This is a genomic window from Flavobacterium sp. AG291, from assembly GCF_003350375.1.
Classification (GTDB): domain Bacteria; phylum Bacteroidota; class Bacteroidia; order Flavobacteriales; family Flavobacteriaceae; genus Flavobacterium; species Flavobacterium suzhouense.
Genome location: NZ_QQAR01000002.1, coordinates 250,817 through 267,756, shown reverse-complemented (window position 1 = coordinate 267,756; position 16,940 = coordinate 250,817). Strand labels below are relative to the sequence as shown.

Genomic DNA, 16,940 nt, shown 5'->3' with positions numbered 1-16,940 from the left:
TAGTATGCCTAACAAGATCGCGGTTATTGGTTCCGGTATTTCAGGTCTGTCTGCAGCAGCTTATCTGTCTAAATCAGGGAACGAGGTTCATGTGTTCGAAAAGAATAGTACACCTGGAGGACGTGCAAGGCAGTTCCACACTAATAATGGTTATACTTTCGATATGGGGCCAAGCTGGTATTGGATGCCAGATATAATTGAAGATTTCTTCAAAGATTTTGGCTATAAGACTGGTGATTTTTATGAATTGGTACGTCTTGACCCTCAATTTGAAATGATTTTTGCCGATGGTAAACTCAGTTTGCCTGATAGTTATGAGGATATGCGTCTTCTTTTTGAAGAAGTTGAGCCTGGTGCAGCAAAACAACTTGACCGTTTCATGGAATCTGCAAAATATAAGTATGAAATAGGTATGCGCGACTTTGTCGTTAAACCCTGTCTTTCATGGTTTGAGTTTATATCTTTAAAAATCGCAAAAGGTGCATTAAAACTTGACTTGCTTTCAGATTATCGATCTTATGTAAAAAAGCATTTTACTAATCCAAAACTCATTGCTTTAATGGAGTTTCCGGTAATATTTCTTGGTGCATCACCCAAAAACATACCGGCACTTTACAGCCTTATGAATTATGGAGGGTATATGCTTGGTACGCACTATCCCATAGGAGGATTCTACGAGTTGGTTAAAGCGATGAAGTCTGTTTCAGAAGAACAGGGAGTTAAGTTTCATTTTGAAGCTAATGTAGACAGGATAATTACAGTTGATAATAAAGTGACAGGAATTTCAGTTAATGGAGAATTTATAGAATTTGACAGCATAGTGTCTTCCTCGGATTATCATCATACAGAAACGCTTCTGGATGCTAAGTACCGAAACTATAACGAGGAGTATTGGGAGAGCAGGACTTTTGCTCCTTCATGTCTTATCTATTATCTGGGTTTTAATCAGGTTATACCAAACCTAAAGCATCATACATTGTTCTTTGAAAACGATTTTGATTCGCATATTGCTACTATTTACGGAGATAAAAAATGGCCAAACGAACCGCTGTTTTATTCGTGCTGTCCATCTAAGACTGATACTTCTGTAGCACCTCGCGAACATGAAAATGTATTTTTATTAATGCCATTGGCAATCGGTATAGAAGATGAGGAGGCAATAAGGGAAAAATACCTTGAAGAAATGCTGTCAAGGCTTGAGAGGCATACTGGTACTACAGATTTGTTATCAAAAATAGATTTTAAAAGAAGTTATTGTGTTAGCGATTTTGTTAGTGATTATAATGCTTATAAAGGTAATGCTTATGGGTTGGCTAATACTTTAAAACAAACAGCCGTTCTTAAACCCTCAATAAAAAATTCTAAACTGAAGAACCTGTATTATACCGGACAGCTTACGGTTCCCGGACCCGGAGTACCACCTTCTATTATTTCAGGAAAAATAGTCGCTAAAGAAATTAATAAACAAACACCATCCCACTATGAAAAAACTATTTGATGACCTCTCGTATCAGGTTAGTAAGGCTACAACCCAAAAATACTCCACAAGTTTTTCGTTGGGGATCATGGCCCTTAAACCAGAGATAAGACCGGCTATTTATGCTATTTATGGATTCGTACGCTTGGCGGATGAAATAGTAGACAGTTTTCATGATTATGATAAAGAAGCTTTAATAGCCCGTTTAAGGTTACAGACAACTGAGGCTCTTAATGAAAAGATCTCACTAAATCCTATCCTTAATTCATTTCAGGAAACAGTTCATAAATATGAAATTGGTCTTGATCTTATAGATCAGTTTTTGAAAAGTATGGAAATGGATCTTAATCCGGTTGATTATAATACCGAACTTTATAAGGAATATATTTTGGGATCAGCTGAGGTTGTTGGGCTTATGTGTCTAAAGGTTTTTGTAGAGGGATGCCAGGAAAAATATGATGAGTTAAAGCCTTTTGCAATGAAGTTAGGATCGGCGTTTCAAAAAGTAAATTTCCTAAGGGATCTTAAAGATGATTATTCCGTTTTAGGACGCACTTATTTTCCTAATGTTGATATGAATGAATTTAATAACGAAGTAAAATGCTGTATTGAGAAAGAAATAAAACAGGAATTTGCCGAAGCGCTTATTGGTATAAAGAAGTTACCGGTTTCATCGCGTTTTGGGGTTTATCTGGCGTACAGATATTATCTGTCGCTTTTAAAGAAAATATGCAATACTCCGGCTCAGCAAATTCTAAATGCCCGTATAAGGATACCTAACACGCAAAAAATTTCATTGATGATGAGAAGCTATGTAAAGTATAAAGTAGCTAATGTATGAGGATATTTTGTGTATTATTGTGTAGTTTGATTTCCGTTTGCTATTCGCAGGAATTGGAGGATATCCGATATAATTATTCGCAAGCGGCAACTAATAAGTTACTGTGCAAAGAAATGATATATAAACTTAGAAATGATAGAGAGCCAATCAGGATTGCTTATCTGGGTGCGTTTCAAACTATTTGGGCTAAACATACGCTAAACCCATTCGAAAAACTAAAAACTTTTAAGGAAGGTAAAGCAAATATTGAAGAGTCTGTAGCTCAGTCTCCGTCTGATACGGAAATACGTTTTATAAGGCTTTCAGTTCAGCTTAATGCCCCTAAATTTCTTGGTTACAGTAATAATATTGAAGAGGACAAAAAAATTATCAGATATAGCGGTTCAGACATAAAATCGGAAACACTTCAGAAGATGATTAAAGAATGCTTAAAATCTAAAGAATGATGGGATTTTTAATAATAATAAGTGTGTTTTTTATTATGGAAGGCTTAACCTGGGTTATTCATAAATATATAATGCACGGATTTCTATGGGTACTACACAGGGATCATCATGACCATAGCACTGATGGTCACTTCGAGCGTAATGATTATTTCTTTGTAATTTTTGCTGTGCCTGCGATTGCTTTAATGTATGTAGGTGCAATTCAGGGCTATAATTACTTATTTTACATTGGATTAGGAATTTCAATTTATGGGATGGCCTATTTTTTTGTTCATGATATATTCATACATCAAAGAATTGGTTTTCTAAAGAAAACAAAAAATCCTTATTTATTAGCTATCAGGCGTGCTCACAAACAGCATCATAAACATACGGGGAAACATGATGGTGAATGTTTTGGGTTTCTTTGGGTTCCTGTAAAGTATTTTAAAATGTATTTTAACAAAGACAACAAATGAAACCATACACATATTTACTCATTAACTTCCTGACTATTGTTGTCTGTTTTATATTCTCATTTCATCCAAAGATAAGATTCGATAAATATTTTGGTGCTTTTATAAAAACAAGTGCAACTGTTGCTATACCGTTTATACTTTGGGATGCTTGGTTTACAAATTCAGGGGTATGGTGGTTTAATCAGGATTATGTTTTAGGAATAAGTATAATAGGGATGCCTGTTGAAGAATGGCTTTTTTTTATTTGTATACCATTCTCCTGTGTTTTTACATATTATTGCCTTCTAAAGTTTTTCGATTTAAAGTGGGCTGAGAAATTGAGTAAACTAATAATCTTTGTAGTGCTAACAGTAAGCATTACGGGTTTCTTTATTTTTTACAATAAAATATATACGGCAGTTACGGCAATAGTAACAATTGTTACTGTTGCTTATTTAGGTCTGATTACCAGATATGAATTATTTGGCAGAGCTTCACTGATATATCTTATATTAATGCTAGGGTTTATTCCTGTAAATGGAACTCTTACAGGTACAGGATTGGAAAGTGCTATTGTAAATTATAATTCTGAGGAAATAATTGGGTTACGTATACTTACAATCCCGATTGAAGACTTTATTTACGGCTACGTTATGTTTTTGTTGAATATTTACATTTTTGGATTACTAACTAAGTTTCCTTCATCAATTCAAATCAATACTGATTCAGATAATTAATTACAATTTAAAGCAGTGCCTTGTTCTTTAAGTTTGCTAACAATTTCGGTAGTATCGGAGAGATCAACGAATTCAAATTTAGTATAAGAGTAGAAGTAGTTATAAACTTCCTTTTTAAGATCATATTTTCGATTATAATCAGCACTGTTAAGGCCAACATAAATTGTAGGTGTTTTAGATGCGATGTATAATGCTGCAATAGGATTGGCTGTAAATCTTCCTTTTCTCTCGACATTTTTTTTAAAGCATTTAGTAAGTTCTGAGAGTGTAGATTTGTCTAAATCGCGGAATAGGGTAGATGTTTTGCGGATAATCACCCGCCCTTTTACAAAGTCTTCTTTACTGAGATTTGTATAAACATCATCGGTTATATTGTTGCCCTTTCTGTTTTTTGCTGCAACCCGATATACATAAACAGGACCGAAAGGTAATCCCCACCACCCCCATATAAGATTGATGAGGTTGTATTTAGCATAATATCTTTTAGAATCACCTTTTTTTACAAAATAAATCTTTGATACTGCACGACCGGGAGCAATTATAGGTCTGGGGATTACATATTCATAATATATGAACTGCGCACCATTTTCCCGCTGGTCCATGATGCTTTCAAAGGTTTCGCCCTTTGGAATTTTTAATTTGTAAACATGCTCTTTCATAAGGTGTTGGTTGGCAGTGTACAAACAAATATAATTAATTGTTTTTTTATTTTCAATACCCTTTGACTGTTTGAAAAACAGCTTAAAAATACTGTCGATGAAACATTGATTTTAATTGTTTTATATAAAAAATGAGCCCAGTACTAAACCGGGCTCATTTTTAATTATAATCTTTGTTTTAGATTGTAGTATCGAATTGACTAACCAAATGCTATTAAAATTGGTTTATCGTTTTACGTATAGCAACCAGTTTTTGCATTAATCCTTCAAAATAATCAAGGTGAAGCATGTTTGCACCATCACTTTTTGCATTAGCCGGATCAAAGTGTGTTTCGATAAAAATACCGTCAACACCTACAGCAATTCCTGCTTTAGCGATTGTTTCAATCATATCAGGGCGTCCGCCGGTAACACCTACTGTCTGGTTAGGTTGTTGTAGTGAGTGTGTAACATCAAGCACAGTTGTTGCATATTGCTGCATTGTAGGTATTCCTCTGTAGTCAACAATCATATCCTGGTATCCAAACATGGTACCACGATCGGTAACCATTACGTTTTCATTATTAGAATCCAATACCTTTTGAACAGCGTGTTTCATAGCCTCAGGGCTCATAAACTGACCTTTTTTAAGGTTAACTGTCCTTCCTGTCTCGGCTGCAGCTACAACAAGGTCGGTTTGACGAACAAGGAAAGCAGGAATCTGAAGTATATCAACATATTGTGCGGCCATAGCAGCATCTTGCTCAGTATGGATATCTGTAACGGTTGGCACACCAAAAGTCTCAGATACTTTGCGAAGTATTTTTAAAGCCTTTTCGTCTCCAATGCCTGTAAAGCTGTCTACACGCGAACGGTTCGCTTTTTTAAAAGAACCTTTAAATACGTAAGGAATTTGTAGTTTGCTGGTGACCTCTACGGTTTTTTCAGCTATGCGAAGCGCCATCTCTTCTCCTTCAATAGCGCATGGGCCTGCAAGAAGGAAAAAGTTACCGCTCTCGGTATTTTTAATTTGTGGTATATTATTTAAGTTCATTGTTGTGTTATAATTTGGTGCAAAGATAACGATAAAAAGCCATTGCTGTATACAAACACCATCGAGAGAATCTATGGTGTTATAGTTCGAATTGTGAAGCCCTGAGGAGCTATGACCTTACCTTTTTCATAAAGATTAATATAGATACGTTTTGGTTCATTTAATCCTTCCCAGGTTACCTCATAAACATCAAGCAAGCCTGCACCTGCATCAAATTTCTTAGTAGGAAAGGGGCAACAGCTTTCTATTTTTGTATAAGTTAATTTTTCGCCTTTTGGTCCTGCTAGTGCACCAAAATAGCGTTGAACATTTATTTCACCGGTTGCCAGCGGAAGAAAACCAAGGTTTACAGGATAATCCTGATCATAACCATATTTTTTATCCTTACTTATTTCTGTAATGATAAATGTTTTTTCTTTACTCAAAGCGGGCATGAGTGCAGTGTCATCTATATTTTGTATTGTGTTTCTTGTACTAACGCAGGATGTAGTTGCAAGTGCTAAAGCCATAAGGCCAGCGAACAGTTGTTTTTTCATTGATGGTTAATTGTTGATCAAAAATAGTAATTTTTTTGGTTGTCTGTTACCGGTTGATGATTGTCAGAATCTGTATTAATAGTCTTTTATCTATTATCTAAAATCTATTATAGCAATACTAACTAAATCGTTACTTTTGTGAAAAAAATAAAATAACATGGAGAGTTTATATGGTACCTGGCCGTGGTATGTGTCGGGATTCCTTATTGGGGGTGTAATGCTTGCCCTATTGTATTTCGGAAAAACATTCGGAATGTCATCGAATCTACGTACAATGTGTACTATGCTTGGTGCGGGAAAAACATCAGAGTTTTTTAAATTCGACTGGAAAACACAACGCTGGAACCTTACAGTTGTACTTGGTGCCATGATAGGAGGATACATCGCAGTTAACTTTATAAGTGACCCTGCGCAAATGGTACAGATCAATCCTAAAACTATAACTGAACTTCAGGCAATGAACATTGATGCTCCTGATGGTAAGCTGCTTCCTGATGCGCTTACAAGTACAGAAGCTCTTCAGTCGCCTAAAATATTGGGTATATTATTACTTGGTGGTCTCCTTGTTGGTTTCGGAACACGTTATGCCGGTGGCTGTACTTCAGGCCATGCTATTACCGGATTAAGTAACTTGCAGTTACCATCACTTATAGCAGTAATCGGATTTTTTATTGGTGGGCTTGTAATGTCATGGCTGCTGTTACCATTATTCTTTAATTAAGATCATCTCATGAAGTTTATAAAATTTTTATTTGTAGGTATAGTATTCGGTATAGTGTTAACCAAATCGGAAGCGGTATCGTGGTATCGTATTTATGAGATGTTCCATTTCCAGTCATTTCATATGTTCGGGATCATTATGACTGCCGTAGTGGTTGGTGTGATTGGTGTGCAAATTATTAAGCGTACTAATATGAAAGATATAACAGGAGCGCCTATCGTAATTCCGGATAAAGAAAAAGGTTTTACCGGATATCTTGTAGGCGGTACATTGTTTGGTTTAGGATGGGGACTTATCGGTACCTGTCCGGGGCCTATGTATATCCTTATAGGTGCCGGTTTCTACGGAATTGGGGTTATTTTATTGGGAGCTTTGGTAGGAACGTATTTGTACGGAGTATTGAAAAATAAACTACCTCATTAATTAATATGATTCTATAAAATAGAAAAAGGGATAAGTCATAAACTTATCCCTTTTGTGTTATATGCTGTGTAAAGTTATTTATTCAGCCAGTTTACCATATCATAAAAGTTCTGAGGAGCAACACCGTGTCCGGCATTGTACTCATGATATTCTACATCAAGGCCTAAGTTTTTCAGGAATTCAGGTGCTTTGCGTGCCCATTCTACAGGAATAACCTGATCTACCGTTCCATGTGAGATAAAGAAACGAACTTTAGACACATCTTCGGCATGAAGGCTTTTACCAACAATATCCATATTCAGGTAACCGCTCAATGCCAGTACTCTTGATACTTTTTCAGGATAGGTTAGTGCTACGGCATAGCTAAGTATTGCTCCCTGACTAAATCCAACAAGTGTTACATTGTCAGCATCAATAGGGTAGGTGGCAATAATCTCGTCTATGAATCTAACGATAAGATCACGTGATTCTATGGCTTGTTTGTCGTCTGAGAATTTATTCATGTCACTGTCAAACGTAATGGCATACCATGCATGTCCACTATATTGAGGCAGGTTATAAGGTGCCCTTGCAGACACGATAAAATATTCATCGGGCAGGTGCTGGGCAAACGAAAAAAGATCTTCCTCATTGCTTCCGTAACCATGAAGCAACAATAGTAATGGATTCTTATCCTTTTTTACTTTTGGTTCTCTTACGAGATGATATAATGATAAATCCATTAATTATAATCCTTTAAACAGTTTTTGAAAGAATGGCCCAAGTAATGGAACAGCATTCATTTGTCCTTGTATTGCACCGATAATTCCATATGTCCACAAAACAAAAAAGAATAGGTAAAAAGGCCCTGTAACTAACCAACTGTCAAAGTTTGAAATCGTAGATCCCAATAACATTGACAATAAGGTTAAGCCTAAAGATTGTCTTATATGAAAAGATGCGAATGCACTTTTCTTTTCGGCATCACTATTCATTACCATGGCTATAATGCAGCCAATGATGTGCAGGTAAGATATAATGGCGTTAGTTTTGCCTTTTTCTATATCGGAGATATTATTGTAATTAGTCATTTAAGATAAGTTTTCCCTGATTGTATATTCCATATGCTTTACCCTTCATGGTTTGTCCAAGGAAAGCTGAATTTTTCGATTTCGATTTGATATCCTCTTTGCTAAATGTCCAGTGTGTTTCAGGATTAAATAAAGTGAAGGATGCTACAGCTCCTTCTGTAATATCCTGGTTTGCAAAGCCAAATATTGGTTTGCCGGCAGTGAATTTTTCAACAATAACTTCAAGTGGAATTACAGTCTGTAAAGCTCCAAAAGCACTTTCAAGGCCTATTGTTCCGTCTTTTGCCATATCAAACTCCAGTTTTTTAAGTTCAATATCAAGAGGGTTGTGGTCTGATGTTATCATGTCAATGGTACCGTCAAGAACAGCTTCAATAAGTACTTTTCTTTCTGAATCAGGACGTAACGGAGGCATTACCTTATAACGGGTATCAAAGTCTGTTAGCACTTCGTCAGTCAGTAAAAGATTATGTATAGCAACACTACAAGTCACGTTTAGTCCTTTTGCTTTAGCTTCTTTAATAAGCTGAACCGACTTTGCAGATGAAATTGTAGGGATATGCATTTTGCCGCCTGTATATTCTAACAAGTACAGGTTGCGTACAATTTGTAGTTCTTCAGCAAGGGTAGGGATTCCTTTAAGGCCTAAGCGGGTGCTAACCATACCTTCGTGAACCACACCTTTACCTTTAATATTATTATCCTGGGCAAATGCTATTACCAGCCCGTCAAAATCCTGAACATATTGCAGTGCAATTTTTAGGATACCTGCGTCAGTAATAGATTTGTTATAATCACCAAAAGCAACCGCTCCGGCATTTTTCATATCAAAAAGCTCGGCAATGTCTTTTCCTTCGCTATTTTTTGTAAGTGCACCTATTGGGTGCAATTTTGTCGCTGCAGTAGCCGATTTGGTTAATAAGAAACTAATATCTGCCTGTCTTTCGGCAATTGGGTTTCCTGTAGGCTGAAGTGCAATATCGGTAAAACCGCTTTTAGCAGCAACATTAAGTCCGTTGGCCAGGGTTTCCCTGTCTTCATAACCGGGTTCACCCAGACTCACAGAGCTGTCAAACCAGCCTTTAGAGATATGCAGGTTATCCAGTTCTACTGTATCAAAGCCATCAGGAGCGATGTTTTTAGCTATCTTTTTAATGATGCCATTCTCTACCTGTATATCAACAGCCTGTTTATGGAAAGGGCTGTTTTTGTCTATAATAACGGCGTTTTTGAATATCAGGTTCATTTTACAAATTTTTGGATAAGAAGTTCAGTTAACAGGAACAGCAGTGTGCCAATGATAAACCATTTCCATAGTTCATCGGCAGTGCGTTCCGATTTAATATCGTTGTAAACCGTAGCAACAGAATCAGCTTCGGTAAAATCGTCAGCAAGGGCTTTATTCTGCAGGGCAAGATTACTTTCTGTCCTTGCATGATTAAAGCTTATGTTCTTTAAATTTTGATCATTTTTATATACTGCAAAGTTACCTGCTTCTTCCGGATAATCACCAAAAGAAAGTTTTACTTTGTTATTCAGCAGTTGCTGCATTGGGATAAAATCTGATGTCTCATTCTTTACTGTCAGCACTTCATCCTTAGATAACAGTACATCAAGTAAAAGACTTTGGTTTTCTCCAATGGTTATAGCACTAATTCCTGTTTTACCACTGTTTTGTGCCATGTTATAGAATGTAGGTACAATAAGAGGGGAATTCTGGAAATTACTGTTGGTTTTGTTTATAGCTGCAGTAAATACATATACGTTACCAAGCTTATTGCTTATTGAAGCAAGGAACGGAGTCTGGTCATCATAACTAAGTACCGGAAGAGCGCTTCCACCAAGAGTAAAGCCAGTGTTTACCTTTGGATACTGGAAATTATCCGTCTTTTTCTCAAAAACAGTTGCATATAACGGATGACTAAAAGCAATTTTAGTGATTTGCCTTTCATTAGCATTTGTGCTTTTAAACTGGTTTCCGCCAAAAGCCGCCATTAAAGCATTAAGATTTTGAAGGCTACTGTCTGAAGCCGGTATTATAACAACATTTCCGCCTTTCGCATAAAAATCCTTAAGCGTAGTAATAAGAGCCTGCGGAATATCCTTTATTTCATTAAGGATTATAGCATCCTGTTTACCAAGACTGTTGTAATCCAAAGAGCGTAATTCAGATGATGTAAAATTAAAATCATCATCAGTATATATTCTGGAAAGAAAATTGTTTTTAGCAGTATCGCCAATCGCGATCACATTTGATTTTTGCGGTTTACTAATGCTGAAATAGTAGTTGTTGTCATAGGTCAAGCTGTTATCGTTGATGGATACATAACCGTGAAAATCTTTTTTCGGAATTGTAAATGTACTTGACTTTTTCTTGTTGCCATCAAATTTCACAAGGGTCTTCGCAGAAAGACTTTTACCATTGTAAAGTGAAATTGGAATGTCGTTCTCAATATCACCAAAAGCTTCCATATCAACTTTAATCTCATAAAAGTTATCCATAACCTGAGAGATGTAAATGCTGTCGATTGCTACATTTGCTTTATTTTCAGCTTCAGGAACTATGAAATAAACAGGAGCTTCACTATTAAATTTAGAAATGTATTTATTATCAAGGTTAACAGCGTCGGTAATTACAACAACGTCTTTTCCTGAATGAGGATTTTTAGCTTCAGCTTTTGTCAGCAAAAAATCAGGTCTAAAAGATGCATCACTATATTTTAAATTTTGCAGGTCTTTTTGTATGGATTTTATATCGGTATCCCACCATGCATTGGTATTGGTAATTAACGAAAATTGTTGATTTTCAGGAGTGTTTTCAAGTATGTCCTGTACAGCTCGTTTAAGTAATTCTCCTTTATTGCCTTTAGCCTGCATAGAAAAAGAGTTATCAAGCAAAATAACCATTTCATTGCCTTTATGATTATCATCTTTAGCTTTAAAGTATGGTTGGGCAAATGCGATGATAAGGAAGGTTAACAGCAATAATCGAGTAGCAAGCAATAGCCATTTTTTTATGACAGAACTCTTGCGGGTTTGCATGCTAAGCTCCTTAAGAAAGCGTACATTGGTAAAATATTCTTTTTGGAAACGGCGCAATTGAAACAAATGAACCAGTATGGGAATTACAAGCAGGAAAAGAAAGTATAGAATTTCCGGGTGTTTGAATTGCATTTCGTTTGAAAGTTTGTCAAAAATACTAATTTTTCCTGTAAACCCCATAGCAATTATACAGGATAAATTTCACATGATATTTAAATACTTTACTTTTGTTCTGTATAAATAAATTAGGATGAGAATAACCGGATTACTGTTGTTACTTTTTAGCATGACTGCTTTTTCACAGGATAATTATAACCTGATAGTTGGTACTTATACTAATGCCTGCGAAAGTAAAGGTCTTTATGTATATGATTTTAATGTAAATACCCTTTCGTTCAAAGAAAAGAATAGTACGGAAGGAGTTGTAAACCCTAGTTATTTTACAGTAAATAAATCAAATAATGTTATTTACTCAGTAAACGAAGATGGTACAAAAAGTGATGTAACTTCTTTCAAATATAATCCTGCTACAGGAAAGCTTCAATATTTGAATAAAAAAGATTCAGAAGGAGCAGACCCATGCTATATTATTAATGATGATAAAAATGTAATTGTAGCTAATTATTCAGGAGGTAGTATTGCTGTTTTTGGAAAGAAAAATGACGGTGCACTTACCGATGCCAAGCAGGTTATTCGACATACAGGAAGCAGTATAAACAAAGATCGTCAGGAAAAGGCACATGTACATATGGTATATTTTTCTCCTGATAAAAAATATATTTTCTCTAATGATCTGGGTGAAGATAAAATATACATATATAGTTATAACCCTGATGGCGGAGCTAATACTTTAACTTTTAAAGAATCCATTTATGTTAAACCGGGCAGTGGACCAAGACATTTAGTCTTTAACCCGAATGGGATATTCTTTTATGTTATAAATGAGCTTTCTGCTACGATAGGTGTATATAGTTATAGTTACGAAAAGCCTCAGCTTATCCAGGAGCTTTCGTTATATGCTAAGGATTGTACCGATTTTAATAGTGCTGCCCATATCAGCTTCTCTAAAGATGGCAAATATCTGTATGCGACAAACAGAGGAGATGCTAATACTATTACTGTTTTTAAAGTGCATTCAAACGGAATGATCAATCAGGTTCAGCAGATTACAACAGGAGGAGAAGGTCCGCGTAATTTCGTAATTGATCCAACAGATAATTATTTATTAGTAGCGCATCAGTATACGCACAACATAATAATTTTTAAAAGAGATAAAATAACGGGTATGCTTACTGAAACCGGAAAGAAGATAGATGTTTGTTCTCCGGTTTGTCTTAAGTTTACAGCGAATAAATAGAAAAGAATTTCTTTATCATATAAAAAGGCGATGCACAGCATCGCCTTTTTGTTTATATTTTAAGATTCATCTTCAACCGATGCGTCCGGTGCATTTTTCTTGACAGATTCAATGCCGTTTTCTCTTGATGCTATACTTTCATACATCTCGCTCGAACCAATAATTTGGCCGTTTGTAGCTTTAAGGTTAAAATACGGCTTTCCATTAGAAGATTCTTTTCTGTCGTATCTCTCGTCAATTGGTGCATTTTTCTTTACAGATTCAATGCCGTTTTCACAAGACGATTTTGTTGTGTAGCCTTCACTGCCAAGAATTATCTGGCCATTACCGGCTTTAAGGTTAAACTGATACTCACCGTTTTTCCTTTTAGAAATCACAAATTTTCCCATAATTTAAAATCTAGTTTTATTAATAAAGATCTACTGGTATTTGTAAAGTTATAAAAATAGCTCTTTAGGAGGTGAAAGAAATCATGAAAACAATTGATCTGTAGGTTTTAGAAATAAAAAAAAGACGCTCAATAAAGCGTCTATAAAATATTCTATTTTCCTTTTTTCTTTTTTGCAGCTCGTTTAGCTTCAACAGCACGGTTGCGGGGAGCGGTTTTTCTTGGCTTGGTTTTACCCGGACCACCAAGGTTAACTTTTTTATTTTTATCTTTCTTATCATGAAAGGCACCGGCACTTTCCTGCTTTGGTTTCTTAAGCAGGATTTTCATCTTCTTTTTGTCTTTCTCAAAATCAAGTCGACGTTCGGCTATTTCAAGTCCTTCAGGCAGTTCAAGAAATTTCACCTCTTTTTCCATTAATACTTCTGCTTCCACTTCGATGTCTTCTTCCGATGGAGCAATAAAGCTTATCGCTGTTCCGGTTTTATCGGCACGTCCTGTACGTCCAATACGGTGAATGTATTGTTCAGGAACTTCGGGAAACTCCATATTAATTACATGGCTGATGTCTGATATATCTAGTCCACGGGCCATAACGTCTGTGGTTACTATACCTCTAATGTCCCCTTGCTGGAAAGAAGCCATTGTATTTAGCCTGTAGTTTTGTGATTTATTGGAATGAATAACTCCAAACTCACCCTGGTATTCTTCTTCAAGAGAATCCATAACAAGGTCGGCTGTTTTTTTGTTGTTTACAAAAACAAGGATTCGACTTAAATCTTCATTTTTTAGAAGTTCCTTCAGTAGGTTTATTTTAGTAAGGAAGTTTGGTACACGGTAGCCTAATTGGGTTATTTTTTCTAACGGTGTACCGCTGGCAGCTAATGAAACCTCTTCAGGAAAATCGAAGAAATCATTAAGCATATCATCAACATCATCGGTCATAGTTGCCGAAAACAGGATATTCTGCCTTTTTGTTTTCATCATTGAGAGGATTGAGGTAATTTGGAAGCGAAAGCCAAGATTCAGTATCTCGTCAAACTCATCAATAACCAGTTTTTTCACTTCATCAAAACGTACAACGTTGTCAAGCGCAAGGTCCATCATCCTACCGGGAGTACCAACAAGGATATCTACACCTTCATACACTTTAGTTTTTTGGGTATTGATATTAACACCACCATAAACACCTAGTGTTCTGACCGACATATAAGCTGTAAGTTTTTCAACTTCTTCAACTACCTGTACAACAAGCTCGCGTGTAGGTACTACTATTACTACGCGTGGTACATGTACGTTGGCGAACTTCCATTGTTTAAGTATTGGCAGCAGGTAAGCAAATGTTTTTCCTGTACCAGTTTGCGCAATACCCATCATATCACGTCCGGAAAGTATAACAGGCATTGCCCTCTCCTGAATAGGAGTTGGGTTTGTAAAGCCAAGTTCGTCTATGGCTTTTTGTAATGCTTTTGGGAGATCAAGGTCGTGAAATGTGGCCATGTAATGCTATATTTTATGCAAAGATAGTTATTTTAAAGAGAAGGATTGGTCATTATATTTTGTAGGCAAGCATATATAAATTAACAAAACCTTTTCAAAATTTAATTTTGGGCTTTTTAAATTAGCTAAATAAATAAAAGCCATGTCAGAATTCGTAATCATAGGAGACCATATTTCAATTGCAACAATCAGAAGTTATCTTTTTGCAAAGAAAATTGACCAAGGTGATTCTCTTGTACTTAATGCTGTAGATTTTGAACATATTCTTGATGAAATAAGACATTCTGAAGAATCTGTTGACATACCGCTTAATGTGTTAGGAGTATTGCTTTTAAAAGATACATCAGGCGACATACCTATTGGGAAAGTCCAAATTTTAAAGAATGAGAAATTATAATTAATATCTCATTTACTTTACTTTTATAAATGTTGTGAAAAAAGCTTCGTAGTAGTGCCCGGAGCTTTTTTTGTATCCTATACTTATTACTATGATATTTAAAAATCATAATCATGAAAGATAAATTAAATCTCATTACAGATGCATTTCATGTAGCAGGTATTGACAATAAAAATGTTGAGTTCAGTATAACAGAATATTCACTTAATTCTAAGCTAAGTTTTAAGTTTAATAATATAAACGAGTTATTGCTGTTTCTTGACGTTTTGCCAACATCAGAGAAGGGAAAAGTTGTCAATGCAAAATTTGTAGAATCAGGTATTGATCCAGAAAAATTCTTCTATGTGAATTTTTTTAAACCAAAGATTAATGAATTATAATAGCTGAATTTTAAACTTTGCTAGAGCAATATTTAAAATAAAAAAGGCACTGTTGTTCGTTAAATTCCTTATTTTTGTTGGAGTTGAGGCAATATGGAGGGATGTTTACAAGTTATTGATTTGTAACAGTGAATATGAGCTTATAAAATAATTCATCTTAAAAACGATTCTGTTTGCAATAAAACTACACTATTTTTTAAAGTAAGAGGGGGATGAAATTATTTTCACTAATATTATCTATAATTGTATTTATAGTATCATTATATTTTTTTGTACTTAAGATTGACGATATCGACAGCGTTAATGATATTATTTATGTATCATTGCTTTTAGTACTTATGGCAATTTGTATTGTTGGAGTTATTATAAACTGGGAGTTTTTCAGGCAAAGAAAAAATAAAACCTTTATTTTCTTTGTTAATAATAGCTTTTCAAAGAAGAGAGAAAAAAAATAAACCCCAGCTTTTGCCGGGGTTTATTTTTAATATCGACCAAAATAGTATCCGCTATCAGGTACTTCTATAATATCATTGAGTAAGAATACATCACCCAGATTATTTCTGAATACAGCATCCTTCAAATAGATGTCGTGGTTATATAAGCCACCTGTTTCAGTTGTGGTAATTAGAACTTGCCCTCCAATCATTTGCCACTTCTGAATTGGCAAAGAAGGTACCTGAGATCCCTGATTACATATATTAGCTGAAGTAGCGGTGCTTTTATAAATATTAAATAATACTATATCCTCTGTATTTCCCTCTAGTTCAATTGTATCTGTCTCTACTTCGTTATCAAAAAGAGTATCAAAATTCGCAAGATCAAGCGAAAGTGTTCTTTCTGCTTTACGTGTATAAATAAGTTTGCTATTATTGGTACATGACTCTACATTAGGTACGTCAGTACCCTCTTGTATAAAATCGAAATCAAAATCAAAATCTTTATCTATATCACCAAATTCGCTGTTAACTATGGTAATTTTTTCATCACCCTGATTAAACGAAATATTTTCAAGTGTAATTGTGTGTCTGTAGCCTAATAGTTTACCAGTGTCTTTATCAATATTAGGAAGCGTAAGGACTGATAATGTTCCTTGTCCAGTCCAAATCCCATTTTCTTTGGCAGCAGGTATGTCTGATTTTGTACAAAGCGTGCCGGTAGGTTTGCTAACAAAATCGTAATAAGTAAGTGTGTTTGCAGTTCCAAGAGTTATTATTCTTGGTAGATTTTCTCCTGTATTAGGGTCTGGGTTAGTTGCATTTATAAGAGTTCCTTTAGCAATAATAAGTATGAGACCTTCTGTACCGGTTATTTTATAATAGGTTTCAGTGGTGGCAGATACATCGTCAACATTATTAGTGCAAGAAACAGGATCAACATCAGTAAAATCAAATGTTTTGTATCCCATGTCGCCATCGTCGCAACCGGCAATAAGTATAAGAGTAGCAACCAGGCAAAAAATCTTTTTCATATAAGAGTATTTTAAACAAAAATAGTGT

At 35.3% G+C, this 16,940-nt stretch carries 20 protein-coding genes; 10 read left to right on the top strand and 10 right to left on the bottom strand.

Annotation, left to right across the window (positions count from 1 at the left end; all coding sequences use genetic code 11):
- Positions 1–4: 4 nt before the first annotated feature.
- The 5 genes from DEU42_RS03250 to DEU42_RS03230 all read left to right on the top strand — a co-directional run bounded on the left by DEU42_RS03250 (position 5) and on the right by DEU42_RS03230 (position 3,938).
- Positions 5–1,498 carry a phytoene desaturase family protein gene (locus tag DEU42_RS03250; protein WP_114756836.1) on the top strand — a complete coding sequence of 498 codons (1,494 nt, stop codon included), beginning with the start codon at positions 5–7 and terminating at the stop codon, positions 1,496–1,498.
- Positions 1,482–2,318, top strand: coding sequence for a phytoene/squalene synthase family protein (locus tag DEU42_RS03245; RefSeq protein ID WP_114756835.1), 837 nt, complete (start codon positions 1,482–1,484; stop codon positions 2,316–2,318). Before DEU42_RS03250 ends, DEU42_RS03245 begins: the two co-directional genes overlap by 17 nt.
- A gap of 113 nt (positions 2,319–2,431) precedes the next feature.
- A complete protein-coding gene (locus DEU42_RS03240) occupies positions 2,432–2,764 on the top strand; it encodes a hypothetical protein (RefSeq protein WP_233506607.1) in 333 nt (110 codons plus the stop codon).
- Positions 2,761–3,222 (top strand): sterol desaturase family protein, encoded by a 462-nt coding sequence (locus DEU42_RS03235; RefSeq protein WP_233506606.1) that lies wholly within the window; start codon positions 2,761–2,763, stop codon positions 3,220–3,222. Before DEU42_RS03240 ends, DEU42_RS03235 begins: the two co-directional genes overlap by 4 nt.
- Positions 3,219–3,938, top strand: a complete 720-nt coding sequence (locus DEU42_RS03230; protein WP_114756833.1) for a lycopene cyclase domain-containing protein — start codon at positions 3,219–3,221, stop codon at positions 3,936–3,938. The genes DEU42_RS03235 and DEU42_RS03230 overlap by 4 nt, the downstream gene beginning before the upstream one ends.
- Here DEU42_RS03230 and DEU42_RS17415 read toward each other — a convergent pair.
- From DEU42_RS17415 to DEU42_RS03210, 3 genes are all read right to left on the bottom strand, one after another.
- Positions 3,935–4,597, bottom strand: a complete 663-nt coding sequence (locus DEU42_RS17415; protein WP_158537849.1) for a hypothetical protein — start codon at positions 4,595–4,597, stop codon at positions 3,935–3,937. The two genes, DEU42_RS03230 and DEU42_RS17415, sit on opposite strands and share 4 nt — an antisense overlap.
- A 214-nt stretch (positions 4,598–4,811) precedes the next feature.
- Positions 4,812–5,630: a 3-deoxy-8-phosphooctulonate synthase gene (kdsA, locus tag DEU42_RS03215; protein ID WP_114756830.1), complete on the bottom strand. Its 819-nt coding sequence runs from the start codon at positions 5,628–5,630 to the stop codon at positions 4,812–4,814.
- A 71-nt stretch (positions 5,631–5,701) separates the two neighbouring features.
- Positions 5,702–6,166, bottom strand: coding sequence for a 2-dehydro-3-deoxyphosphooctonate aldolase (locus tag DEU42_RS03210; protein ID WP_114756829.1), 465 nt, complete (start codon positions 6,164–6,166; stop codon positions 5,702–5,704).
- A gap of 157 nt (positions 6,167–6,323) precedes the next feature.
- Here DEU42_RS03210 and DEU42_RS03205 point away from each other — a divergent pair, with 157 nt between their 5' ends.
- Together DEU42_RS03205 and DEU42_RS03200 are read left to right on the top strand one after the other, a co-directional pair.
- Positions 6,324–6,887: a YeeE/YedE family protein gene (locus tag DEU42_RS03205; RefSeq protein WP_114756828.1), complete on the top strand. Its 564-nt coding sequence runs from the start codon at positions 6,324–6,326 to the stop codon at positions 6,885–6,887.
- Positions 6,888–6,896: 9 nt separating this feature from the next.
- The gene (locus tag DEU42_RS03200; RefSeq protein ID WP_114756827.1) at positions 6,897–7,310 is read left to right on the top strand and encodes a DUF6691 family protein; all 414 of its coding nucleotides are present in this window, start codon (positions 6,897–6,899) and stop codon (positions 7,308–7,310) included.
- Positions 7,311–7,384: 74 nt separating this feature from the next.
- Here the strand turns inward: DEU42_RS03200 and DEU42_RS03195 are convergent, their stop codons facing one another.
- Genes DEU42_RS03195 through DEU42_RS03180 form a run of 4 tightly spaced genes read right to left on the bottom strand, consistent with a single transcriptional unit; the run spans position 7,385 to position 11,554 of the window.
- Positions 7,385–8,032, bottom strand: a complete 648-nt coding sequence (locus tag DEU42_RS03195; RefSeq protein ID WP_114756826.1) for an alpha/beta hydrolase — start codon at positions 8,030–8,032, stop codon at positions 7,385–7,387.
- Between the two features lie 3 nt (positions 8,033–8,035).
- Complete coding sequence (locus DEU42_RS03190; RefSeq protein ID WP_114756825.1) at positions 8,036–8,380, bottom strand: hypothetical protein; 345 nt, start codon at positions 8,378–8,380, stop codon at positions 8,036–8,038.
- Positions 8,373–9,626 carry a dihydroorotase gene (locus DEU42_RS03185; RefSeq protein ID WP_114756824.1) on the bottom strand — a complete coding sequence of 418 codons (1,254 nt, stop codon included), beginning with the start codon at positions 9,624–9,626 and terminating at the stop codon, positions 8,373–8,375. The genes DEU42_RS03190 and DEU42_RS03185 overlap by 8 nt, the downstream gene beginning before the upstream one ends.
- Positions 9,623–11,554: a vWA domain-containing protein gene (locus DEU42_RS03180; RefSeq protein WP_114756971.1), complete on the bottom strand. Its 1,932-nt coding sequence runs from the start codon at positions 11,552–11,554 to the stop codon at positions 9,623–9,625. Before DEU42_RS03180 ends, DEU42_RS03185 begins: the two co-directional genes overlap by 4 nt.
- 118 nt (positions 11,555–11,672) lie before the next feature.
- Here DEU42_RS03180 and DEU42_RS03175 point away from each other — a divergent pair, with 118 nt between their 5' ends.
- Positions 11,673–12,779, top strand: a complete 1,107-nt coding sequence (locus tag DEU42_RS03175) for a lactonase family protein (protein ID WP_233506605.1) — start codon at positions 11,673–11,675, stop codon at positions 12,777–12,779.
- A gap of 59 nt (positions 12,780–12,838) precedes the next feature.
- On the opposite strand, the gene DEU42_RS03170 is transcribed toward DEU42_RS03175, so the two are convergent.
- The gene (locus DEU42_RS03170) at positions 12,839–13,168 is read right to left on the bottom strand and encodes a YegP family protein (protein ID WP_114756823.1); all 330 of its coding nucleotides are present in this window, start codon (positions 13,166–13,168) and stop codon (positions 12,839–12,841) included.
- Between the two features lie 152 nt (positions 13,169–13,320).
- Entirely contained in the window at positions 13,321–14,667 is a 1,347-nt protein-coding gene (locus tag DEU42_RS03165) for a DEAD/DEAH box helicase (protein ID WP_114756822.1), read from the bottom strand.
- A gap of 142 nt (positions 14,668–14,809) precedes the next feature.
- Between DEU42_RS03165 and DEU42_RS03160 the strand changes: the two genes are divergently transcribed.
- On the top strand, positions 14,810–15,064 hold the full coding sequence (locus DEU42_RS03160; RefSeq protein WP_114756821.1) for a hypothetical protein: 255 nt from the start codon (positions 14,810–14,812) through the stop codon (positions 15,062–15,064).
- 113 nt (positions 15,065–15,177) lie between these two features.
- Entirely contained in the window at positions 15,178–15,444 is a 267-nt protein-coding gene (locus DEU42_RS03155; RefSeq protein WP_114756820.1) for a hypothetical protein, read from the top strand.
- 481 nt (positions 15,445–15,925) lie between these two features.
- On the opposite strand, the gene DEU42_RS03145 is transcribed toward DEU42_RS03155, so the two are convergent.
- Positions 15,926–16,912: a hypothetical protein gene (locus tag DEU42_RS03145; protein ID WP_114756818.1), complete on the bottom strand. Its 987-nt coding sequence runs from the start codon at positions 16,910–16,912 to the stop codon at positions 15,926–15,928.
- Between the last annotated feature and the right edge of the window lie 28 nt (positions 16,913–16,940).